General features: G+C 61.5%; 19 protein-coding genes. 8 read left to right on the forward strand and 11 right to left on the reverse strand.

What is annotated here, in order from left to right:
- Positions 1 to 3: 3 nt before the first annotated feature.
- Positions 4 to 2,109, reverse strand: a complete 2,106-nt coding sequence (gene recG, locus M1D43_RS05070; RefSeq protein ID WP_153313331.1) for an ATP-dependent DNA helicase RecG — start codon at positions 2,107 to 2,109, stop codon at positions 4 to 6.
- Between the two features lie 116 nt (positions 2,110 to 2,225).
- Between recG and M1D43_RS05075 the strand changes: the two genes are divergently transcribed.
- Genes M1D43_RS05075 through M1D43_RS05085 form a run of 3 tightly spaced genes read left to right on the forward strand, consistent with a single transcriptional unit; the run spans position 2,226 to position 6,404 of the window.
- Positions 2,226 to 2,531 carry an FAD assembly factor SdhE gene (locus tag M1D43_RS05075; protein ID WP_028011380.1) on the forward strand — a complete coding sequence of 102 codons (306 nt, stop codon included), beginning with the start codon at positions 2,226 to 2,228 and terminating at the stop codon, positions 2,529 to 2,531.
- A 2-nt stretch (positions 2,532 to 2,533) separates the two neighbouring features.
- Positions 2,534 to 6,049 (forward strand): transcription-repair coupling factor, encoded by a 3,516-nt coding sequence (gene mfd, locus M1D43_RS05080; protein WP_153313332.1) that lies wholly within the window; start codon positions 2,534 to 2,536, stop codon positions 6,047 to 6,049.
- A gap of 40 nt (positions 6,050 to 6,089) precedes the next feature.
- Entirely contained in the window at positions 6,090 to 6,404 is a 315-nt protein-coding gene (locus M1D43_RS05085) for a hypothetical protein (protein ID WP_192923408.1), read from the forward strand.
- 62 nt (positions 6,405 to 6,466) lie between these two features.
- Here M1D43_RS05085 and M1D43_RS05090 read toward each other — a convergent pair whose 3' ends face one another.
- The 7 genes from M1D43_RS05090 to M1D43_RS05120 form a co-directional block, all read right to left on the reverse strand.
- Positions 6,467 to 6,967 (reverse strand): hypothetical protein, encoded by a 501-nt coding sequence (locus M1D43_RS05090; RefSeq protein WP_153313333.1) that lies wholly within the window; start codon positions 6,965 to 6,967, stop codon positions 6,467 to 6,469.
- An 81-nt stretch (positions 6,968 to 7,048) separates the two neighbouring features.
- Complete coding sequence (gene tnpC / locus M1D43_RS05095; RefSeq protein WP_153313334.1) at positions 7,049 to 8,668, reverse strand: IS66 family transposase; 1,620 nt, start codon at positions 8,666 to 8,668, stop codon at positions 7,049 to 7,051.
- A gap of 44 nt (positions 8,669 to 8,712) precedes the next feature.
- A complete protein-coding gene (gene tnpB, locus M1D43_RS05100) occupies positions 8,713 to 9,060 on the reverse strand; it encodes an IS66 family insertion sequence element accessory protein TnpB (RefSeq protein ID WP_153313335.1) in 348 nt (115 codons plus the stop codon).
- On the reverse strand, positions 9,057 to 9,452 hold the full coding sequence (gene tnpA, locus M1D43_RS05105) for an IS66-like element accessory protein TnpA (protein ID WP_153313336.1): 396 nt from the start codon (positions 9,450 to 9,452) through the stop codon (positions 9,057 to 9,059). The genes tnpB and tnpA overlap by 4 nt, the downstream gene beginning before the upstream one ends.
- A 102-nt stretch (positions 9,453 to 9,554) precedes the next feature.
- The gene (locus M1D43_RS05110; RefSeq protein ID WP_010969371.1) at positions 9,555 to 9,773 is read right to left on the reverse strand and encodes a hypothetical protein; all 219 of its coding nucleotides are present in this window, start codon (positions 9,771 to 9,773) and stop codon (positions 9,555 to 9,557) included.
- 95 nt (positions 9,774 to 9,868) lie between these two features.
- Positions 9,869 to 10,033, reverse strand: a complete 165-nt coding sequence (locus M1D43_RS05115; RefSeq protein WP_153314101.1) for a hypothetical protein — start codon at positions 10,031 to 10,033, stop codon at positions 9,869 to 9,871.
- 72 nt (positions 10,034 to 10,105) lie between these two features.
- Complete coding sequence (locus tag M1D43_RS05120) at positions 10,106 to 11,035, reverse strand: LysR family transcriptional regulator (RefSeq protein ID WP_153314143.1); 930 nt, start codon at positions 11,033 to 11,035, stop codon at positions 10,106 to 10,108.
- Between the two features lie 113 nt (positions 11,036 to 11,148).
- Here M1D43_RS05120 and M1D43_RS05125 point away from each other — a divergent pair, with 113 nt between their 5' ends.
- The 4 genes from M1D43_RS05125 to M1D43_RS05140 all read left to right on the forward strand — a co-directional run bounded on the left by M1D43_RS05125 (position 11,149) and on the right by M1D43_RS05140 (position 15,466).
- Positions 11,149 to 11,901, forward strand: coding sequence for a 3-oxoacyl-ACP reductase family protein (locus M1D43_RS05125; RefSeq protein ID WP_153314103.1), 753 nt, complete (start codon positions 11,149 to 11,151; stop codon positions 11,899 to 11,901).
- A 26-nt stretch (positions 11,902 to 11,927) separates the two neighbouring features.
- The gene (locus M1D43_RS05130; RefSeq protein WP_153314105.1) at positions 11,928 to 12,527 is read left to right on the forward strand and encodes an NADPH-dependent F420 reductase; all 600 of its coding nucleotides are present in this window, start codon (positions 11,928 to 11,930) and stop codon (positions 12,525 to 12,527) included.
- A 300-nt stretch (positions 12,528 to 12,827) separates the two neighbouring features.
- Positions 12,828 to 14,810, forward strand: coding sequence for an alkyl/aryl-sulfatase (locus M1D43_RS05135; RefSeq protein WP_153314107.1), 1,983 nt, complete (start codon positions 12,828 to 12,830; stop codon positions 14,808 to 14,810).
- Between the two features lie 92 nt (positions 14,811 to 14,902).
- Positions 14,903 to 15,466: a hypothetical protein gene (locus M1D43_RS05140; protein ID WP_041169313.1), complete on the forward strand. Its 564-nt coding sequence runs from the start codon at positions 14,903 to 14,905 to the stop codon at positions 15,464 to 15,466.
- A gap of 168 nt (positions 15,467 to 15,634) precedes the next feature.
- Here the strand turns inward: M1D43_RS05140 and M1D43_RS05145 are convergent, their stop codons facing one another.
- Both M1D43_RS05145 and M1D43_RS05150 read right to left on the reverse strand, forming a co-directional pair.
- On the reverse strand, positions 15,635 to 16,891 hold the full coding sequence (locus M1D43_RS05145; RefSeq protein WP_014526828.1) for an alpha/beta hydrolase: 1,257 nt from the start codon (positions 16,889 to 16,891) through the stop codon (positions 15,635 to 15,637).
- Between the two features lie 98 nt (positions 16,892 to 16,989).
- The gene (locus M1D43_RS05150) at positions 16,990 to 19,368 is read right to left on the reverse strand and encodes an arylsulfatase (protein ID WP_192923462.1); all 2,379 of its coding nucleotides are present in this window, start codon (positions 19,366 to 19,368) and stop codon (positions 16,990 to 16,992) included.
- Positions 19,369 to 19,728: 360 nt separating this feature from the next.
- On the opposite strand from M1D43_RS05150, the gene M1D43_RS05155 reads away from it, so the two are divergent.
- Positions 19,729 to 20,658, forward strand: a complete 930-nt coding sequence (locus M1D43_RS05155; RefSeq protein WP_153314109.1) for an AraC family transcriptional regulator — start codon at positions 19,729 to 19,731, stop codon at positions 20,656 to 20,658.
- Between the two features lie 90 nt (positions 20,659 to 20,748).
- Here M1D43_RS05155 and M1D43_RS05160 read toward each other — a convergent pair whose 3' ends face one another.
- Positions 20,749 to 21,414, reverse strand: a complete 666-nt coding sequence (locus M1D43_RS05160; RefSeq protein WP_003528038.1) for a DsbA family oxidoreductase — start codon at positions 21,412 to 21,414, stop codon at positions 20,749 to 20,751.
- Between the last annotated feature and the right edge of the window lie 76 nt (positions 21,415 to 21,490).

The raw sequence follows: 21,490 nt of genomic DNA on the forward strand, positions 1-21,490 counted from the left end.
TGATCAGCCGGCCCGCAGGAACCGGATCGCCTCGTCGCGCCGGAAGAGATAGAGCAGCGTCCTGAGCGCCTGGCCGCGTTCCGACGTCAGTTCCGGATCCCTGTCTATGACATAGGCGGCGTCCTTGCGCGCCATCTCCAGGAGGTCGGCATGCGCCTCGAGGCTTGCGATGAGGAAACCCGGCGTGCCGGACTGCCGCGTGCCGAGAAGCTCGCCTTCGCCGCGCAGCTTCAGATCCTCCTCGGCGATCAGGAAGCCGTCTTCGCTTTCACGCAGGACCGAAAGACGCGCGCGCCCTGCTTCGCTGAGTGGGCTCTTGTACAAAAGGATGCAGGTCGAGGCTTCGTCGCCGCGCCCCACGCGGCCGCGTAGCTGGTGCAGTTGCGCAAGGCCGAAGCGTTCGGCGTGCTCGATGACCATGATCGTGGCATCCGGCACGTCGACGCCGACCTCGACGACCGTCGTAGCCACGAGCAAACGGATTTCACCGTTCTTGAAGGCGAGCATGACGGCGTCCTTGTCCGGCCCTGCCATGCGCCCGTGCACCAGGCCGACATCCTTGCCGAACCGTCGAGCAAGGCTCTGGTAGCGCTCATCGGCGGACATGGCGTCGGTCTCCTCGGATTCCTCGACAAGCGGGCAGATCCAATAGGCCTTCTTGCCCTGCCGGAGCGCTGCGTCGAGCCTCTCCACGATCTCGTCCGTCCGTTCGTTCGGAATCGTGACGGTCTGGATCGGTTTGCGCCCCGCCGGCTTCTCCGTGAGCTTCGATACGTCCATGTCGCCGAAGGCGGCGAGCACGAGTGTTCTCGGAATCGGCGTCGCGGTCATCACGAGCATGTGCGGCGAGATACCCTTGGCCGTCAGCCGCAGCCTCTGATGCACGCCGAAACGATGCTGCTCGTCGACCACGGCGAGGACGAGTTGGCGATAGATCACAGCGTCCTGGAAGAGTGCGTGCGTGCCGATGACCAGCTGCGTCTCGCCGGAGGCAATGCGTTCCAGTATCGCGTCCCGTTCCTTGCCCTTCGTCCTGCCGGTCAGGATATCGATCGTGATGCCCGCCGGCGCGGCCATCCTCGAAAGCGTGGCGTGGTGCTGCCGCGCGAGAATTTCCGTCGGCGCCATCAGCACCGCCTGGCCGCCGGATTCCACCGCCGCCAGCATCGCCATCAAGGCCACGGCCGTCTTGCCGGAGCCGACGTCCCCCTGCAGCAGCCGCAGCATGCGGTCGGCTCCGGACATGTCGGCAAGGATCTCGTCGACGGCCGCCGACTGGCTGTTCGTCAAGGAGAAGGGCAGGGCTGCGATTACCGGACCGCTCAACCGGCCGGTCGGATGAATCGGCGTACCGGCGACCTTGCGCAATCGCTGGCGAACGAGGGAGAGCGAAAGCTGCCCTGCCAGGAACTCGTCATAGGCGATCCGGCGGCGCGCCGGCGCCTGCGCATCTATATCGGTTTCGTCCCGCGGTTCGTGCAGGCGCTGGAAGCTTTCTTTGGCGCTCTTGAAGCCCTGTTGGCGCAGGAGTGCCTCATCCAGCCACTCCGGCAGGTCCGGGACGCGCGCCACTGCCGCCTCGATCGACTTGCGAAGGGGCCTCGAGGTCAGGCCTGCCGTCAGGCCATAGACGGGTTCGACGAGCGGCATGTTCTCCGATTCGGCCGCACGGACCATATAGTCCGGGTGGACCATGGAAGCCCGCCCGTTGAACCAGTCCACCTTGCCGCTGACGATCACCGTCTCATCGATGGGCAGGGCCTTCTCGAGCCAGTTCCCCCTGACGCGGAAGAAGGTGAGCGCCAGTTCGCCGGTCTCGTCGTGGAGAAAGACGCGGTAGGGCACGTTCGATCTGCCACTGGGAGCCGGCTGGTGCCGGTCTACCCGGCCCGTGATGGTAACGATCGCACCGTTTGGAGCATGGGCAATGCCGGGCTGGCGGCGACGATCGATCAGCGAATGAGGGATATGGAACAGGAGATCGACGACGCGGCAGTCTTCAACCGTCTCGCGCCCGAGCAGGCGCGCGTAAAGTTCGCCGGTCTTCGGGCCGATGCCGGGCAATGTGTCGAGGGGCGAAAACAGCGGATCGAGCAGGGCAGGGCGCATAGCAATGAAATTGCGACGATAATTCCGGCTTTGGCAAGGCTGACAACCTGCTTTCCAGCGTTTATAGAGCCCATGATCTCGATCCGCAGAGCGGCGGAGAGCAGGAAGGACATCCCATGACCGGCATTTCGCGCACGAGCGCCGATCTCGACCCGCGTCGGCGCAGGATTCTCTTCCGCGCGTGGCACCGCGGCATTCGGGAGATGGACCTGATCCTCGGCCAGTTCGCCGAGGCGGAGCTCGCCGCCTTGTCCGAAGCGGAGCTCGACGAACTCGAAGCGATCATGGGGGAGGAGGACAACGACCTCGTCCGCTGGATCACCGGAGAAAAACCGCTGCCCGAGCGTTATGCGACGGAACTCTTCTTCCGCATCGCGGCCTATCGCCCGGATTTCGACCCGGTTCGCCACGAAACGAAGTAGACATGACGATGATACCTGGCTTCGACCCTAGGAAGATTCTTGCGGCGACGCGGGAAATTACGATCGGCCCGGTGCCCACGGGTGCCGAGGCGCTCGTTCTCGCCGAACTGGCCCGGGCCGGGGCCCCCGTCGCCTATATCCTCTCCGATGGCCAGAAGGTCGCTGACCTCGAACAGGTGCTCGGTTTCGTCGCTCCCGATATCCCGGTCCTGACGCTGCCGGGTTGGGACTGCCTGCCTTACGACCGGGTCTCGCCGAGCGCCGACACCTCGGCGCGCAGGCTTGCCGCGCTGAGCGCGTTGATCGCCCACCGCAGGAAACCGCATCCGGCGATCGTGCTCGTCACCATCAATGCAGCGCTGCAAAGGATCTCGCCGCAGGATGTGATCGAAAGCCTCGCCTTCACGGCACGGCCCGGCAACCAGATCCGCATGGACGACCTTGCCGCCCGGCTGGAGCGAAACGGCTTCGAACGGGTCCCGACCGTGCGCGAGATGGGCGAATTCGCCGTACGGGGAGGCATCCTCGATGTCTATGTACCCGGCAGCGGCGAGCCTTTGCGCCTCGACTTCTTCGGCGACACGCTCGAGGCGATCCGCTCCTTCGATCCCGCAAGCCAGCGCACGATCGGGCAGGTCCGGTCCCTCGACCTCAATCCGATGAGCGAGGTATCCCTGACGCCCGAGACGATCAGCCACTTCCGAAAGCAGTATCTTTCTCTCTTCGGAGCGGCGACGCGCGACGATGCGCTTTATCAGGCCGTGTCGGAGGGACGGCGCTATGCCGGAATGGAGCATTGGCTGCCGCTTTTCTACGATCGGCTCGAAACGGTCTTCGACTATCTCGACGGCTTTCGCATAGTCACCGACCATTTGGCGCGAGAGGCCGCGGCAGAGCGCTCGAAGCTCGTTCTCGACTATTACGACGCCCGCCTCGCTTCGGCTTCGCCGGGCAAGTCTCAGGTCACCCAGGGCACGCCCTACAAGCCCGTGCCGCCGGACATGCTCTATCTCACTGCGAAAGGCTTCGGCGAAGCCCTGAATGATCGCAATGCGGTGCGCCTTTCGCCCTTTACCGAACACGAGGGCGAAGCCCGCCAGGTCGTGAACATCGAAGCGCGTCAGGGCCTGCGTTGGGCCAAACCGGCGGGCGAGGCCGACAACGACGGCACGCGCACCAATGTTTTCGATCAGGCCGTGAAGCATATCGCCGAGAAGCGGGCAAAAGGCGCCAAGGTCATCGTGTCCGGCTGGACGGAAGGCTCGCTCGACCGGCTGCTTCAGGTTCTGGCCGAGCATGGCCTCGCCAATATCCGTCCGGTCAAGGCGCTCTCGGATATCGGTTCGCTCAAGCCGGGGGAGGCCGCATCCGCGGTCCTCAGCCTCGAAGCGGGATTTGAGACCGGCGACCTCGTCGTCATCGGCGAGCAGGACATTCTCGGCGACCGTCTGGTTCGCCGCTCCAAGCGGCGCAAGCGCGGCGCGGATTTCATCGCCGAAGTGACCGGCCTCGACGAGGGCAGTTATGTCGTACACGCCGAGCACGGTATCGGGCGCTTCGTCGGCCTCAGGACGATCGAGGCCGCCGGCGCACCGCATGACTGCCTCGAGCTCGTCTATGCGGACGATGCCAAGCTGTTCCTGCCGGTGGAAAATATCGAGCTTCTGTCGCGCTACGGCTCGGAAGGAACCGATGCTGTCCTCGACAAGCTCGGCGGCGTCGCCTGGCAGGCGCGCAAGGCCAAGCTCAAGAAGCGGCTGCTCGACATGGCCGGCGGCCTCATCCGCATCGCTGCCGAAAGACATACGCGCCATGCGCCGGTCCTTGCGGCGCATGACGGGGTCTATGACGAATTCGCCGCCCGCTTCCCCTATGACGAGACCGAGGACCAATTGAACTCGATCGATGCCGTCCGCGACGATCTCGGCCGCGGCCGGCCCATGGACCGCCTCGTGTGCGGCGATGTCGGCTTCGGCAAGACGGAGGTGGCGCTGCGTGCCGCCTTCATCGCGGCGATGAACGGCGTGCAGGTCGCCGTGGTCGTGCCGACGACCCTGCTTGCGCGGCAGCACTTCAAGACCTTCTCCGATCGTTTCCGCGGTTTGCCGATACGAATACAGCAGGCCTCACGGCTGGTCGGCTCGAAGGATCTGGCGCTCACGAAGAAAGAGGTCGCCGAAGGCAAGACGGACATCGTAGTGGGCACGCACGCGCTGCTCGGCTCGTCGATCAAATTCGCCAATCTCGGCCTGCTCATCATCGATGAGGAGCAGCATTTCGGTGTCAAGCACAAGGAACGCCTGAAAGAACTGAAGACCGATGTGCACGTCCTCACGCTCTCGGCGACGCCCATTCCGCGGACGCTGCAGCTTGCCCTCACCGGAGTGCGCGAACTGTCGCTGATCACGACGCCGCCGGTCGACCGCATGGCGGTGCGAACCTTCATTTCGCCCTTCGATGCTTTGGTGATCCGAGAGACGCTGATGCGCGAGCACTACCGCGGCGGCCAGAGCTTCTATGTCTGTCCGCGCGTGAGCGATCTTCCGGAAATCCATGATTTCCTTAAATCCGACGTGCCGGAACTGAAGGTTGCCGTGGCGCACGGGCAAATGCCGGCGACCGAGCTCGAAGATATCATGAACGCCTTCTACGAGGGGCGCTACGATGTGCTCCTCTCGACGACGATCGTAGAGTCCGGTCTCGACGTGCCGACCGCCAACACCCTGATCGTGCATCGTGCCGATATGTTCGGCCTCGCCCAGCTCTATCAGCTGCGCGGTCGGGTAGGACGCTCCAAGGTCCGCGCCTTCGCGCTTTTCACCCTTCCCGTCAACAAGACGTTGACCGGGCCGGCGGAACGGCGCCTCAAGGTTCTCCAGTCGCTTGATACGCTTGGAGCCGGGTTCCAGCTCGCCAGCCACGACCTCGACATCCGCGGAGCGGGCAACCTGCTCGGCGAGGAGCAGTCCGGTCACATCAAGGAGGTCGGCTTCGAGCTCTACCAGCAGATGCTGGAGGAGGCGGTCGCCGAGCTCAAGGGCGAGGAGGAGATCCACGATACCGGCTGGTCGCCGCAGATATCGGTCGGAACGCCGGTGATGATCCCGGAAGAGTATGTGCCGGACCTCAATCTGCGGCTCGGCCTTTATCGGCGCCTGGGTGAGCTGACCGACCTCAAGGAGATCGACGGCTTCGGTGCGGAGCTGATCGACCGTTTCGGGCCGCTGCCGACGGAGGTGCAGCACCTCCTGAAGATCGTCTACGTCAAGTCGCTCTGCCGCACGGCGAATGTCGAGAAGCTCGATGCGGGGCCGAAGGGCGTCGTGGTCCAGTTCCGCAACAAGGAATTTCCCAATCCCGCGGCACTCGTGGGCTACATCGCGAAACAGGGAACAGTCGCCAAGATCCGCCCGGACCAGAGCATTTTCTTCCAGCGCGAGCTCGCAACTCCGGAAAAACGCCTTTCCGGCGCCGCGATGGTGATGACGCAGCTTGCAGCGCTCGCAAAGGCCAGTTGAGATTCATCTTGAGTTTATGGCGGCTGCTGCGAGATCGATGATGGCGTTGAAGCTCTGGCCGGTTTTGTCGGCGCGGAGGGCGGTGCGGACAAGGTTGCCGAGCGCGTCGGTCAGAGCGGGGGAGGACTGCAATCTCCTTCTCAACTCTGTGCTTGTCACAGAGATGAGAGCAGCGCCGCGTCCGTGGCGCGGGGAAGAGTTCTTCCAGCCCAATGACTTGGGCTGGCTGGATTCCTGTGACGAGCACAGGAATGAGGAGATCAAACCAGCCGCGGCGGGTATCCCGAATTTCAGCAGAATCCGCCGCGTGCTGCTGCGTCAGATCGCGATCACCAACTTCATAAACCCGTGCTGACCGGCGACACCGTGCCGGACCATTCTCGTATGCATCCGGTGAGGGCCACGCGTGCAACCGGCTTATTCGTCGCCAGCGAAAAAGTGTATTTCCATGAGCCGAGGCTCAAAATGTCCCTGAAAAAAGTATAATTCGGATTTCGTCTCGAGGACAATTTTGCTGGCTATCTCGCTGCCATCGTCTTGACTGAATTCCTCGTAGAAAACCCGCAACGAGTCTAACAGTGCTTTAGCAGATGATATCGAGATGCCCGGTTGGAAACCGCCGAGATCGACCTCAATCCCATCGACTAGACGTATAGGAGACCTTTTCGGTTGCGGCTCACCATGATGTACATTCCACAGTTCGAGCCACACCCTCTCAACTTCGACACAATTGCTACGTGTTCGCAAGGAAAACTCAAAGTCGGTATATCCCAATTGGCACGTGAATTCGTCTTCAATGCCGAAATCCCAGCGGTCTGGAACTCCTAAGAACTTTCCCAACGTTTCTAACTTGGTTCCAGGAACAAGAGGGTAATCGCTCGTTCCGACGAGCATGGAAGTGATTGCTATGATTCTCATTGCAGCCTTCTTCTTGAAAGTGCGGCGTTGGGGGAAATTCACGGATGAAATCAGTGAGCGCAGGTTTGGCAGCCTGATCTCTTAGGGACTTAATGGCTGCCAATTCCACGGGAGCAATTGCTCGAGCCTGGTGATCGGGGTGTCGGCGATACGAGCAAGAACGTCGGCGAGCCACGCTTGCGGATCGACGTCATTGAGCTTGGCACTCATGATCAGCGTCGCCATGAAAGCGGCGCGATCGGCACCACGATCGGAGCCGGCAAAGAGCCACGACTTCCTGCCGAGGGCAAAACCGCGCAGCGCGCGTTCGGCGGCGTTATTCGTCAGGCAGATCCGGCCGCCGCCGAGGAAGGACGTGAATCCATCCCAGCGCTTCAGCATGTAATCGATCGGCTCAGTGACCGGTGAACTGCGCGACAGCTTTGCTCGTTCAGATCGAAGCCAGGCCTGAAGCTCATCAACGAGCGGACGGCTGTCCTTCTGACGTCGTTGCAGGCGCTCGTTGGCGGCAAGCCCATTGATGTCACGTTCGATATCAAAGAGCGCGTCGATGCGCTTGACCGCCTCGAACGCGACCGGCGAGATCGCGGCAGCATTCTTGCCGCGTTTGGCGTTGCTGGCGATGTCGGCAAGCACGAAGAACTTGCGCCGAGAATGGGCCCAGCACAGCGCCTGCGTCAGCGGAACGGGATCGCGATCCACCTTGAACAGCGGATTGTAGCCGCCATAGGCGTCCGCCTGCAGGATGCCGGTGAAGCTCTTCAGATGACGCTCGGGATGCTCCTGCCGCCGATCGCGCGAGGCATAATAGAGCGCCGCCGGCGGCGATGTTCCGCCGAACGGCCGGTCATCCCTGACATAGGTCCAGATGCGACCCGTATCGGTCTTCCCTTTCGCCAGGATCGGCACGGTGGTGTCGTCACCATGCAGTCGCTCGGCGGCCAGCACATGCGCTTCGATCAGCGCATGCACCGGCTTCAGCGCCGCGGCGCAGGCCCCGACCTGATCGGCGAGCGTTGAGAGGCTGAGGTCGATGCCCTCGCGGGCATAGCGTTCGCTCTGGCGGTTCAGCGGCTGATGCTGACCGAACTTCTCGAACAGGATCATCGCCAAGAGGTTCGGCCCGGCAAAGCCGCGCGGCGTCACATGGAAGGGTGCTGGCGGCTGGGTGATCTTCTCGCATTCACGGCAGGTGAACTTCTCGCGCACGGTCTGGATCACCTTCCACTGGCGCGGAATCACCTCCAGGGTCTCGGTGACGTCTTCGCCCAGCTTCGCCAGTTTGGCCGATCCACAGCACGGGCAGTTGAATGGTGCGGCAATGACGACGCGCTCGCGCGGCAGATGCTCTGGGAAAGGCTTGCGCGATGGACGCTTGCGCTCGAACGCCCTGACCGTGGATGAGCGTGCCGTCATCTCCGCCGCCAGTTCGTCTTCGCTGGCGTCGGCCTCCAGTTCCTCGAGCTGCAATTCCATCTGTTCGAGAAGCCGGGCCTTGCGCTCCGAGCGACTGCCGTGGATGTCGCGCTTCAGCTTCTCGATCTCAAGCCTCAGTCGGGCAATCAGTGCATCCGAATGTGAGTTCACCGCCTGGGCGCGGGCGGCGAGCGCTTCCGCTTCACGGCGGGCTGCACGCTCCGCGAGGATCATCGCATGCGCGCTGGCAAGGTCGTCGGGAAGCTGATCGGCCGGATCGGTCATGGCGGGATGGAATCATATTCGCTCCTGCCCCGCCAGCGTTTTGCTCATCCCGCCGACGTCGGACGCCAGGTTTTTTGCGGCATTCGCCAGTCTATGCCTTCGAGCAGATAGCCGAGCTGCGCCGGCGTGATCACCACCGTGCCGTCGGCCGCCGATGGCCAGATGAACCGGCCGCGCTCGAGCTTCTTCGTGAACAGGCAGGCACCCTGGCCGTCGTGCCAGATCACCTTGATCAGTCCACCGCTCCGACCCCGGAAGACGAAGAGATGGCCGCTCATCGGGTCGCGCTTCAACGTCTCCTGCACCATCAGCGACAGGCCGGGAAAGCCTCTGCGCATGTCGGTATAGCCCGTCGCTAGCCACACCTTCACACTGTTCGGGACCGGGATCATCGCCGCTCCAGCACATCGAGAATCCGAGCCAAGGCTTCGGTGTCGACGTCACTCTCGACCCGGAGACGACGACCGCCGCCAAGCTCGATCATCACCAAGCTTGCTTTCTTGCGCGGCCGGGAGACCGCCGGCGGCTCGGCCCGGGCCGCTGGCGTTGGCAGCGCTTCAACGACCTCGACCGGAACGAGCTGCGGGACGGACGGCGTGGAGATTTGGCAGAGTTCCTTGCGCCAACGGAAAAGCTGGCTCACATGGATCCCCGCGGATCGCGCGATCTCCGAAACACGGGCCCCCGGCTCGAGCGTCGCCGCGACCAGCCGCTCCTTCTCCTCACGAGACCAGCGTCGACGACGCTCGACCGATGTGATCACTTCAACAAGCTGCTTTGTCATAGGACTATCCCTAGTGCTTGCACTAGGACTTGCAGCCTTCAGGCCATCTCAGCAAGGCGGCCGTCACCGTGGGGGTACCCATTCTCGAAGTCTCGTTCACCCTTAGTCGGCGGCGGGCCAATTGTTGGACGGTTCTTCGATGACCTGCTCGCTGATGTCGTCGGCGGGATCAGGGTCTCGTTCGTAGGCGAGCCGAAGCTGTCCAATCTCGTCAAGAATGGCGGCGTAGACATCCCGTTGGCGCGCGCCGGCAACGACAGCGGCGTCGACCAGTTTTTCCAGTTCGAGGCGCAGCTCGGCGCGCCAATCATTCATCGTCATTGACCTTCCTCCTCAGGACCATCCATGACGTTGTAGTCGCCAGCGAGGATCACCGGAACACCGAATTCCAGCCGCTCCGCCCGTATCCGGCGCTTTCAAGGTAAGTTCGGCGGCGCGATGACATGGAAATACGCCCATACCAGAAACAAACCCGCTATCACCGCGAGCCAGATGAGTGCTTTCCGTTGCATCGGGCCGACCGACCTTGGCTCCGGCTTCGGTTTCGGTCGCTCGAACTTGATAATGTTGTCGTCGCTCATGTGATCCCGTTGGTTTGGCGGTGAACATAGCAGGTCCACCTGCTTGTCTCAGCCGATCTGAAACGCCTACCCCTAATCAAGGCTTCCCGCAAAGCGCTCGGACCATCTTTGTCGCTGGAAGGCCTCGACGACGAAGTCCACGAAGACCCTTGTCTTGGATGGCAGCAGCGTCCTGCTCGCATAGTAAATGGAGATCGGGCCTGCGTCCGCGTACCAGTTGGGTACAAGCCGGACGAGTTCGCCGCGCTCCAGATACGGCAGCGCGTCAGGCTTGGCGATCATCGTGACTCCGAGTCCAAGAAGGGCCGCCTTGCACATCGCCGCTGGGTCGTTGACCACCACTTTCCCATTGAAGACGACCGCCTGCTCCTCGCCGGATGCATTTCGCATCTGCCAATGCCGAATACGTCCCGTGCGCGGCGACCGCATGACGATGCCGTCCAGCACTTCCATGCTTCCAGGCTCGTGCGGCGGCACCTTTCCTTCCATGTAGGAGGGCGAAGCCACTGCGATGATGTGAGCCGGCGCGAGCGTTCGCGCGATGACACCGGGTGTCAGCTCGAAGCCACCCCCGATTGCCGCGTCGTACCCTTCGGCAATGAGATCGACCTGCCTGTTCTCGAACATCCACTCGGGCCGGATGAGGGGATAGCGCTCTGCAAACTCGGGCAGCAGCGGCAGGATGTAGCCGATCCCGAATGTCGGACTCATGCTCACCTTCAGCGCGCCCGACGGCGCGGGCTGCTCCGCCGAAGCTTCGGCGATGGCGCTCTGCAGCGCGGCCAGGTTGTCCCGTATTGCATGGAGGAACCGCTCGCCCGCCTCGGTCAATGTCAGGCTCCGGGTGCTCCGCTGGAAAAGTCGTACCCCCAGATTGTTTTCGAGGACCGCGACGTTACGGCTTACGGCAGCGGGCGTCATGGAGAGTCGCCGCGCAGCGGCAGAGAAGCCGCCGAGTTCCGCGCTGCGGACGAAGGATTCCAGGTTTGACAGGGTTTCCATGGTTTCATCTTCAACGGACGCTTGAAATTCAATAAAGCCATTGACGACTAATCGCAAGATAATCCGCGAGCGATATTCACTCCATCGAAACACGAAACCTTGGAGCTATCGCAATGACAAAGGTGAACGAAAGACTCTCTGGAAAGACGGCACTGGTCACAGGCGGGTCGCGCTCCATCGGTGCGGCCATCGCAAAGCGGCTCGCTGCCGATGGAGCCGCAGTCGCCATCACTTACAGCGCGTCTCCGGACAAGGCAGCCGCGGTCGTGAAGGAAATTGAAGACGCCGGCGGTCGAGCGATCGCTATCCATGCCGACTCCGGAAACCCGGATTCCGTCCGGGCCGCGGTGGCCAAAACCCAGGAGGCATTCGGCTCGCTTGATATCCTCGTCAACAATGCGGGCATCGCGCTCGGCGGTCCCATCGAGGAGATCAAGTTCGAGGACTACGAACGCATGATCGCAGTCAACGTGACCGGTGTCTTCGTCGGAACCCAGGAAGCCGCCCGTCGCATGAAATCAGGCGGTCGCATTATTCATATCGGCTCTTCCATGGTCCGTTACGCCGCCTTCCCGACTGCCTCTCTCTATACGTTGACGAAGGGAGCGGTTGCGGGGTTCAATCGCAGCCTCGTGCGGGACCTCGGTCCTAAGGGTATCACCGTGAACACCGTGCATCCGGGCCCGACCGACACCGACATGAACCCCGATGGCGGGCCTGTCTCGAAGATCGTCGGTCCCGGCATGGCCATCGGCCGTTACGGCAAGGACTACGAGGTCGCGAGCGTCGTCGCCTACCTCGCCAGCCCCGAGGCCGCCTTCGTCACCGGTGCGGACATCGTCGCGGATGGCGGCTTCACCGCCTGATCGTCAAAACCAATTGGAGTTTACCAATGTCCATCGGCATCATTGGAGCCGGCGAGATCGGCTCCGCCTTCGCCCGCGCGCTTGCACGCAACGGCATCGCTGCAACAATTTCCAACAGTCGCGGCCCTGATACGCTTCAGGACCTTGCCAGAGAGCTGACGCCCCATATCAAGGCAGGCACCCTCGGAGAGGCGGCAAATGCCGATCTTGTGCTGGTGGCAGTTCCGTGGTCGAAACTACCCGAGGCACTGGTGGGGCTTCCCGATTGGGGCGGCCGCATCGTGATCGACGCCAACAACCCGATCGAGAAACCACTCTTCAAACCCGCCGATTTGAATGGCCGCCTTTCGACGGAAATCTTCGCAAGTCTTGTTCCAGGTGCTCGTGTGGTGAAGGCCTTCAACCATCTCCAGCCGCACCTTGTTTCAGGCGATCCGCGCGCGGAGGGCGGCAGCCGTGTCCTCTTCTACTCGGGAGACGACGCAAGATCGAAGGCCGAAGTAGGTGCCCTGATCTCCAAGCTCGGCTTCGCCGGCATCGATCTTGGCCCGATCTCGATCGGCGGAAAGCTCGTCCAGTTCCCCGGCGGGCCGCTGCCAGCGCTCAACCTCGTGAAATTCGGATGAACACGCTGAGGCGCAACTCCACATGCTCGAGTAAATGATTCGAATGGTTGTGTGCGCGCCGAGACAGCGCGGCCGATAATACCCTCGGCAACGGCACACAGGTCACGCACAAACGTTCGAACCGTTCCCATCGAACGGCCACGCTCAAGACCCCTTCGAGCGAAAATTGCCCCAAGGTCCAATACCCGCTGCACCGCCGCTCCGCTAGATTCAAGCTCGAAGGTGCCCCAACGCGGAGTTGCCGACAAAGAAATCTCAGCGGCCACGAGCATCACCTGAACAGAAACAGGGAGTATTGAGATGCATATCGGAAGATATTTATCCGGCCTTTCACTTATCGCTATCGTCGCCGCCGGGACAATTCCCGCCTATGCGCAGGACGCGGCGACCCAAAAGGACGCGACGGAAGCAACGCGCGCCGCAAACGACGCCCTGCTCACCCAATTGCCGTTTGACGACACATCCGACTTTGATGATGCCAAGCGAGGCCTCATTGCTCCCTTGCCGACCGAAATGATTCAAGGTCAGGGTGGCAACGCGATCTGGAACCCGCAGCAGTACAGCTTCATAACCGAGGGAGCCGAAGCTCCCGCGACCGTAAATCCCAGCCTTTGGCGGCAATCGCAACTCATCAATATCAGCGGTCTGTTCGAGGTCACGGAGGGACTTTACCAGGTTCGCAACTTCGACCTTTCAAACATGACCATCATCGAGGGCACCGAGGGGATCACCATCGTCGATCCGCTCGTCTCGTCCGAAACGGCAAAGGCCGCTCTCGACTTGTACCGGAAACATCGGGGCGACAAGCCTGTAAAGGCGGTCATCTACACGCACAGCCACGTCGATCATTATGGCGGCGTACGCGGCATCGTGGATGAGGCGGACGTCACCTCGGGCGCTGTCAAGATTTACGCTCCCGAAGGATTCCTGGAGGCAGCCGTCGCCGAAAACGTGATGGCGGGCACGGCGATGAGCCGCCGCGCAAGCTACATGTACGGCAATTTGCTCAAGGCCGATCCGAAGGGGCAGGTCGGTGCTGGTCTCGGCACGACCACGTCCGCCGGAACCGTGACGCTGATCCCGCCAACCAACATTGTCACGGAAACGGGTCAGAAGGAGACCATCGACGGGCTGACCTATGAATTCCTGATGGCACCCGGTTCGGAAGCGCCCTCGGAGATGCTCTGGTACATCGAGGAAAAGAAGGCCATCCAGACTTCCGAGGATGCCACGCACACGCTGCACAACACCTATTCCCTGCGCGGTGCGAAGATACGCGAGCCGCTGCCGTGGTCGAAGTACCTGAACCAGGCGCTGACGATGTGGGGCGACGAGGCGGAGATCATCTTCGCGCAGCACCACTGGCCGACGTGGGGCAACGACAACGTCAAGGAACTGCTCTCCAAACAGCGTGACCTCTACCGCTACATCAACGATCAGACCCTGCATATGGTGAACCAGGGCATGACGATGCGGGAGATCGCCGAGGCATTCAAACTGCCCGACAGCCTTGCCAAGTTCTGGGCAAACCGCGGTTATTACGGCTCGGTCTATCACGACGTGGCGGCAACCTATGTGCTCTATCTCGGCTGGTTCGACGGCAATCCGTCTACATTGCACGAGTTGCCGCCGGCGGAGGCCAGCAAGAAGTATGTCGAGTTCATGGGCGGCGCGGACGCAGTGCTGGAGAAAGCGAGGAAGTCCTATGAACAGGGCGAGTATCGCTGGGTGGCACAGGTCGCGAACCATGTCGTGTTCGCCGATCCCAATAACCAGGACGCCAAAAACCTGACAGCCGACGCCTTGGAGCAGTTGGGCTACCAAGCCGAGTCCGGGCCCTGGCGCAACTTCTATCTCACGGGTGCCAAGGAACTGCGCGACGGCGTGACCGAGCTACCGACACCGAACACTGCGAGCCCGGACACCGTGCGCGCGATGTCGCTCGATCTGTTCTTCGACTACCTCGGTGTGCGGCTAAACAGCGAGAAGGCCGGCGACACCAAACTGACGCTCAATTTCGATTTCGGCGTGGAGGACGGAAAATACCTGCTCCAACTCGAGAACGGGGTGCTCAACAACACGGCGGGCCAGCAGGCGGACAATGCCGATGCCACGATCACCCTCACGCGCGACAGCTTGAACGGAATCGTCCTCGGCGAGACGACGCTGGAGAAGGCGATCGCTGACGGTAGCATCAAGGTGACCGGGGACAACGCCAAGCTCGGGCAACTTGTATCCATGCTCGACAACTTCGAGTTCTGGTTCAACATCGTAACACCCTGACGCAAACAAAGTTCTCCTCGTGCCGCCGAGTAGGGTACGAGGAGAACAGCGCGTACGTGGGTACGGTTTCGCCAAGATACGGAAGTGGTCCGATGCAATTAACCATTGTGCTTCTGAGCATCATGTTGACCGTGAACGCACATGCGGCATTGGCCTGCGGCTATCATTCTTCCCTGGACAGCTCCACCTTTAACGTCGCTCACCCGGGATCGGTGGCCGTGGCGTCAGCCATTTATCACGCGGGAGAGCGCGGCATTCTGGATGACCGGATCACGACTGCGCGTTCCGCTACACTCTTTGGGCAGGGGTATCGAGAAGCTGTAGAACAGCTGAGACGGCTAGAGCGAGGCGTCGCTAATCGTACGGCCGATTTGGGCGACACAGGAAGCCGTCGCTTTGCAGTTTTGTTCGTACGATCACGCCTCTGGACTGACTTCACCGCGCAACCGGGTCGGACTAAAGTAAACATTCATGTCGATGGCCCGGTTCAGGGCGAGCCCATTGTTCTTACCGACGAGAGCGTGCTGAGGGCGCTGTTTTCAAGGCAATTGACTTTTGATGTTGCGGTCAATCAAGGTCTGCTTCAGGTTTTACAGGACCACGACGGCAAGATTCATACGCTCCTTCAGGCGGCTTTTGACGGCGGTTCTCTTTGAATACGCCCTGATGGCTCGCGCCGGCCGTGCTCGACGATGTCGTTGGTTATGCTGACATTGGAGTAGTCGACGCATCGATAAGGGGGCGAAGGCGGCGCTGCCGGGCTAGAGGTTGCAGTGCACGGACCTTGCCAGGCTCTCCTCCCTGCACGCAATGTCGGCCGTGTTTCATCTCGTTGCGCCGGATGGCTCGGCGAGTGCCTCGACGTGGTGGACGTAATTCCGCCGCGTGTTCTGATCGACAATGGCAGCGGGAGCGGCAACGACCAGTCCCGCCGCTGTTCCGACGGTATGGGCGGCCCCGGCGGTCGCAGCGACGATATGGTCGCCGAGTCCCAGGCGACTGTCGGTCAAGGTCTGGCCGCTGGACAGGCGGCTGCCGATCAGTCGTACGATTTCCGGCGACTCCGCAAACTTGGTGTGATGCAGATTGTCGCCTGCCTTGATTTTGGTGAGGTCGACGACGGTGATCCCATTCGCCGCCAACTCCTCCTTGTAGGGCGACTGCTCCGGATCGATCGCTCCCAACCGGGAGACATTTCCCCAGACGCGGCGGGAAACGGCGAGTGCACGGTCGTCGCGCGAGACGAAGAGTGTAAAGCGCGGCCGTTGCTTGCCCATGTCGGCGATCTGCGATCCGAAGACGTCGACGTCGACGTCCGGCGCCGCCAACATGACATTCCTGAACTTCGCCGGCAGGCCGTCGTTGCGAATGGCCATCTGGCGCAGGGACTCGAGCGCCAACCAATTGCCCATCGAATGTGCCAGGATCGATACTTCCTTGACCTCGGGATCACGCGCCAGATACTGGAAAAGGCGTTCTACTGCGTTGCGGGTGTAGTTGGTGCTTTCGCGATCGTAGCCATAGGCCAGCAGGCTCCCGCGCGACGGCCACGTCGCGAGCACCGGAACGCTGCGCGCGCCCGAGTCGTGGATGATCTGCGCGAAGCGGAAGACCGCATCCTCGAAGTGGTTGTTGAACCCATGGATGAAGACGAGGACGCTGCCGTCCGGGCTCTTGCGCACATGCGTGTTCAACCATTTCTCCGCCGCACCGCGATCGACTTCCACCGCCTTCAGTGTTGCGAAATCCGTCTCGGGATTGGGTGGAAGCTTGCTCGGCCAAGCGACTTCACCGGCCTTGCGAACGGTATCGGGCGGAATCGACACCGTCATTTCCGCAAATGTCGGGCTGAGCGCACGCTCGCCGCTGAACATCTCGCCCGGTTTTTCCGCCCGGCTTCGGGTGGTCGTGACCAGCATCTCGACTTGGGCGGCTGACGGATTGGCCGCTACCGGCTCGAGGACCCCTGTCGGGCGGCCCGCACATCCGTAGAGCAGCACAAAACTCCAGGCGGCGCACGCCAAAAGCGGCCGTATTGGTGGTACGCCGGCTTTGGCGTTCCGGGCGAGGTGCCGCTTCAATCCAATCACTCCTGTTGAATGCCGTGTGTACGCCGGCGGAAAGAGGAGCGGCGAACTGGGAGTTCGCCGCTCCTCCGAGCGCCCGGCGAGACCGATGCTTACTTCAGATATTCGACTTTCAGGCTTTCGATCTTGCCGTTGAAAGCAAACGGCTTGCGGTCGAAATACGCAAGGGCGACTGGAGAATAACTGTCTTTGCCCACGTCGAAGGCGTCGTTGGCGGTAAAGGCAAGTGGAGCGGAACGCGGCACGTGTCCTTTGGTCACCTCTTTGCCATCGATGCGGATAACGACGTCTAGCGGTGCAGCGTGATCGCTGCTGGCCTTACGTGTTTCGACCTCGATGTTGACCTTGCCGCTCGGCAACGGATCGGAGGATTCGAGACGCGTCCGCTCTATCTCGAACAGGTTGTACTCGTAGGTGAGCTTGCCGTTCTCGACCCACAAAGCGACACCGCCCGAAAAAGCCCCCAGAGCATACAACACGCCTTCGGAGTCCGGCCGCAGTTCCGCCTCGATGGTCACAAGGTTGCTGCGGGCTCCGACTTTCGGTGCCGTGAACTCGGGAACACCGACCACATCTTGGGTGAATTGGAACTCGGTCGCGGGATTGGACGGCGCATCTTCAGGATGGAAGACGGCAGACCACAATCCTCCCCCGACCGGGAACACCTTATTGGCTTCGGCCTGCACGCCAAAAGCCTTCTTCAGCGCCTCGACCTTTTCCGGATGATCGGCCGCGACGTTCTTTGCCTGGGAGTAGTCCTGGCTGAGATCATGGAGTTCCCATAGGTCATTATCCGGCGACCATTTGAAGATGGCGGGATCGAGGCCGGCCTTCCATGGTATCCGGGGTCCGAAGACGGATGCGATCCACTCGTCCTGATAGATGGCACGGCTGCCCATGATCTCGAAGTACTGCTCCTTCTTTTGGCCCGACGCCTCGGGAGAGTCGAAGGTGTAGGTCATGCTGACACCATCGAGGGGATCCTGGCTGATGCCGTCCACGAGCTTCGGCGGCTGGATGTCCAGGACGTCGTAGATCGTGGGTACGATGTCGTTGAGATGATGGAACTGGGAGCGCGGGGTCTGGTCCGGTTTGATTTTACCTGGCCAGGAGACCACGAGCGGCGTTCGCGTGCCGCCGAAATGGGCCGCGACCAGTTTGGTCGACCGGTGCGGCGTGGAACCGGCCCATGCCCAACCCGCATGATACATGTTATCGGCCTTGGGTGATCCGAGTACGTCCATCCCGCCCAACTCGTTCATCGCACGAATGTGGTCCTTGATCTGGGTGCGGATGCCGTTCTGCGCCAGAAGTTCGCTGATGGTGCCATTCTGGCCCTCCGCGCTGGACCCGTTGTCGCCCCAGACATAGAAGATCAGGGTGTTGTCGCGAATTCCAAGTTCGTAGAGGGCCTCGAGCAGGCGCCCGGCCTGAACGTCCGCATGCTCCGTATAGCCGGCAAAGACTTCCATGAGCCGGCGCTGGAACGGCTTCTCGTCTTCCGGAATATCCTCCCATCCTGACAGCGTATCCGGACGGGGCGTCAGTTGCGTGTTCTGCGGTATCCATCCGAGTTGTTTCTGGCGGGCATAGATGCGCTCTCGCATGGCATCCCAGCCGTCATCGAATTTGCCTTTGTACTTGTCCGCCCAGTCCTTGAAGATGTGATGCGGACCATGCGCGGCGCCGGGCGCCCAGTACATGAAGAAGGGCCGGTCCGGCGTCAGCGCGTGCACCTGCTTCATCCATGTGACCGCCTTGTCGGTCATATCCTCGGTGAAGTGGTAGCCTTCCTTCCCGTGAGACGGGTCGACGCGAACGGTGTTTTCGACCACTGCGGGCTCCCACTGCGAGGACTCTCCAGCAAGGAAACCATAGAAATAATCGAACCCGATACCTTCGCCCGCGGGCCAGTCCGTATACGGCCCGACGGCTGTCGTTTCATTGGCCGGGGTGTTGTGCCATTTGCCGAATGCTGCGGTCGCGTAGCCATAATAGCCAAGGACTTTCGCGACGGTGGCGGAGGTGCGTGGTATCCTGCCGGTGTATCCGTCCCAGTCGTTTGCCAATTCGGCGATCTGGCCGTTCCCGACCCGATGGTGATTGCGCCCGGTCAGCAATGCCGCCCGCGAGGGAGAACACATGGCCGCATTGTGGAAGCGATTGTAGGACAGTCCGTCTTGCGCAAGCCGGCTCAATGTCGGCGTTTCGATCACTCCGCCGAAGGTGTCCGGCAAGGCCGGACCAACGTCGTCGAGCATGATGACGACGATGTTCGGAGCATTCGCGGGGAGATGCGGCTGCGCGGGCAACGGACTGTAAGTGGACTGAGCTATTGTCGGGCCGGCCTTGCTCCCTGAGGGCTTCGGCGGAAAAGGCAGCGATTCCTGAGCCGTTGCGGGCGCTCCCAAAAGCAGGATTGCCGTGCTTAGCGCCAACAAGCGTATTCTCGCGAGCTTAGGTGACTTCATGCGACCCTCCTGGTGCCGACAACGCATCTGAACCCTGCGTGATATGTCGACGTTTCTATCGGGTCGGCATGCCGCACACCGGCGTGCCGACGGACCCAGCCGCCGGCGCAAACACCGGCCGCCGTGAGTTCACGACGCGTAATGTCCATTCTTCCCTCCAGCAAAAGATTAAGTCCAACGCGATGTACTGAATTGGCGAATGTAAACGGCCACGCTCCGCCCGTCGTATATTGCTGGCGAGCCTTCCCAAACGGTTGCATACTGCTATAGTGCTCAACTTATTTCTTGCCTTTTCATGCCAAGTTTGCTGCTCGGATGTCACATTCTGCACCCTCCATCAGGGTTAGGGCCTTCCTGCCGATGGCGCCCTATCTCGCCAAGCACGATGTTTCGGCCATAGAGTTCTGTGCGCGCCTCGGCATCTCACCGAACGTGTTCCGGAACGCCGACGGCTGGCTTCCGCGCGCCCAATGCTTCCACATGGCCAACGAAGTGGCTGCCCTCCTGGGAGATCCATTCGCGGGTGCGCATGTCGGGCGCTTGACCGAACTGCATGATCTCGGCCCATGGGGCCAGTCGCTTCTGGCAGCGGAGAGCGTGGCTGAAGCATGCGTGCTCGCGGTAGCGAACGTGTCGTCGATCCATCAGGGATCGGATATACGCTTCGTGGTGGAGGGCGGAACCGCTCGCATCATCTTCCGTTTCGTCGATCGTTTCGAGTTCGATCCCCGGCAATTCATCCTGGGCAGCCTCGCTGTCCTGCGGAAGGTGCCGCTTTTGGCGGGTGAACCCGCTGCAATAAGGGTTCGGTTGACAGCTTCCAGGACGCATGGAAGCACGGCACTGGAGGAGTGTTTCGGACCCAACATAGAAACAGGGTGCGACTATGATGCGATCGAGTTCGATCGAGATTTGCTCGATCTTTCTCTGAAAACCCCTGGAAATCGGCCATCGAACGTCACAGAGTCACTGGCCTCGACGATAGAGGCGGCAAAGATGCTCAGCGAAAGGCTGTCCGATGGTCATAAGCTTGGACTACAGACCGTAGCGAAAAGCCTCGGCATGTCGGTTCGCACACTGCAGCGGCGGCTGAAGTTTTGCGGCGTCGATTTTGAAGAGTTACTCGACGACACGCGCCGCAACGAGGCAATCCGGCTGATCTGTGAAGGTGTTCATAGCATGACCGACATTGCCTTAAGGCTGGGCTACAGTGATTCCGCGCATTTCACCCGCGCTTTCAAACGCTGGACGGGAGTAGCGCCATCCCGCTTCCGGACCGACCGGATATGACCGGCGGTGGTTATCCCCGCGGAAAGAAGCTTTTCTCCCGATGCAGTGAAACGCCGTCGTTCCAGGCGGCATTTGCTCTGCTGTCGGGCGTCAGTGAGCCGGATGCTCGGCCTTCATCTGCGCGATCTCGCGCAAGGCGCTGGTCAGCACTTCGACCGATTGCGCCCCCATGACCGCATACTGCTGCTCGATGATGAAGCAGGGAACGCCGGTCACGCCGATTTCCCGGGCCATGTCGATTTCCTGCCTTACGGCGTCCTTGTCGGCGTCTGAAGCAAGGAGAGCCGCGATCACCGGCCTTTCGAGGCCGGCCTGTTCGGCGATGCCGAGGAGTACGGCATGGTCGCCGAGGTTGCGACCCTCCTCGAAATTCGCCTTGAACAGCAGGCTCACCACCGCGTCCTGCGCCGCTTCGCCGCCGGTCGCGGCCCAGCGGATCAGCCGGTGCGCATCGAGCGTGTTCGGGCTGACCTTGACGGCATCGAAATCGAAGGCGATTCCGTCTTCCACACCGAGGCCTTCGAGCGTCCGGTGCGCCTCGTCGACGGCGGCCTGTCCGCCGAGCTTGGCCGCCAGGTGCTCTTTATGGTCGATGCCTTCCGGCGGCAGATCGGGATTGAGCTGGTAGGGACGCCACTGGATAGCGACGTTGATCTCGCCGGCGACATTGGCGATCGCCTGGTCGAGGCGATTCTTGCCGAGATAGCACCAGGGGCATACGACGTCCGAGACGATATCGATATTGACGGTTTCCATGGTGCCGGCCTTTCGGTTTACCAAAACTGCGACATAGGCCGGCCGGAAACATCTTTCAATGCGTTAGCGAACGGAT

The sequence above is a fragment of the Ensifer sp. R1-3 genome (assembly GCF_056739175.1).

What these genes read in the sequence shown, in the direction of transcription:
- recG (WP_153313331.1), bottom strand. Translation starts at nt 2,109, where the DNA reads ATGCGCCCTGCCCTGCTCGATCCGCTGTTTTCGCCCCTCGACACATTG.
- M1D43_RS05075 (WP_028011380.1), top strand. Translation starts at nt 2,226, where the DNA reads ATGACCGGCATTTCGCGCACGAGCGCCGATCTCGACCCGCGTCGGCGC.
- mfd (WP_153313332.1), top strand. Translation starts at nt 2,534, where the DNA reads ATGACGATGATACCTGGCTTCGACCCTAGGAAGATTCTTGCGGCGACG.
- M1D43_RS05085 (WP_192923408.1), top strand. Translation starts at nt 6,090, where the DNA reads ATGGCGTTGAAGCTCTGGCCGGTTTTGTCGGCGCGGAGGGCGGTGCGG.
- M1D43_RS05090 (WP_153313333.1), bottom strand. Translation starts at nt 6,967, where the DNA reads ATGAGAATCATAGCAATCACTTCCATGCTCGTCGGAACGAGCGATTAC.
- tnpC (WP_153313334.1), bottom strand. Translation starts at nt 8,668, where the DNA reads ATGACCGATCCGGCCGATCAGCTTCCCGACGACCTTGCCAGCGCGCAT.
- tnpB (WP_153313335.1), bottom strand. Translation starts at nt 9,060, where the DNA reads ATGATCCCGGTCCCGAACAGTGTGAAGGTGTGGCTAGCGACGGGCTAT.
- tnpA (WP_153313336.1), bottom strand. Translation starts at nt 9,452, where the DNA reads ATGACAAAGCAGCTTGTTGAAGTGATCACATCGGTCGAGCGTCGTCGA.
- M1D43_RS05110 (WP_010969371.1), bottom strand. Translation starts at nt 9,773, where the DNA reads ATGACGATGAATGATTGGCGCGCCGAGCTGCGCCTCGAACTGGAAAAA.
- M1D43_RS05115 (WP_153314101.1), bottom strand. Translation starts at nt 10,033, where the DNA reads ATGAGCGACGACAACATTATCAAGTTCGAGCGACCGAAACCGAAGCCG.
- M1D43_RS05120 (WP_153314143.1), bottom strand. Translation starts at nt 11,035, where the DNA reads ATGGAAACCCTGTCAAACCTGGAATCCTTCGTCCGCAGCGCGGAACTC.
- M1D43_RS05125 (WP_153314103.1), top strand. Translation starts at nt 11,149, where the DNA reads ATGACAAAGGTGAACGAAAGACTCTCTGGAAAGACGGCACTGGTCACA.
- M1D43_RS05130 (WP_153314105.1), top strand. Translation starts at nt 11,928, where the DNA reads ATGTCCATCGGCATCATTGGAGCCGGCGAGATCGGCTCCGCCTTCGCC.
- M1D43_RS05135 (WP_153314107.1), top strand. Translation starts at nt 12,828, where the DNA reads ATGCATATCGGAAGATATTTATCCGGCCTTTCACTTATCGCTATCGTC.
- M1D43_RS05140 (WP_041169313.1), top strand. Translation starts at nt 14,903, where the DNA reads ATGCAATTAACCATTGTGCTTCTGAGCATCATGTTGACCGTGAACGCA.
- M1D43_RS05150 (WP_192923462.1), bottom strand. Translation starts at nt 19,368, where the DNA reads ATGAAGTCACCTAAGCTCGCGAGAATACGCTTGTTGGCGCTAAGCACG.
- M1D43_RS05155 (WP_153314109.1), top strand. Translation starts at nt 19,729, where the DNA reads ATGGCGCCCTATCTCGCCAAGCACGATGTTTCGGCCATAGAGTTCTGT.
- M1D43_RS05160 (WP_003528038.1), bottom strand. Translation starts at nt 21,414, where the DNA reads ATGGAAACCGTCAATATCGATATCGTCTCGGACGTCGTATGCCCCTGG.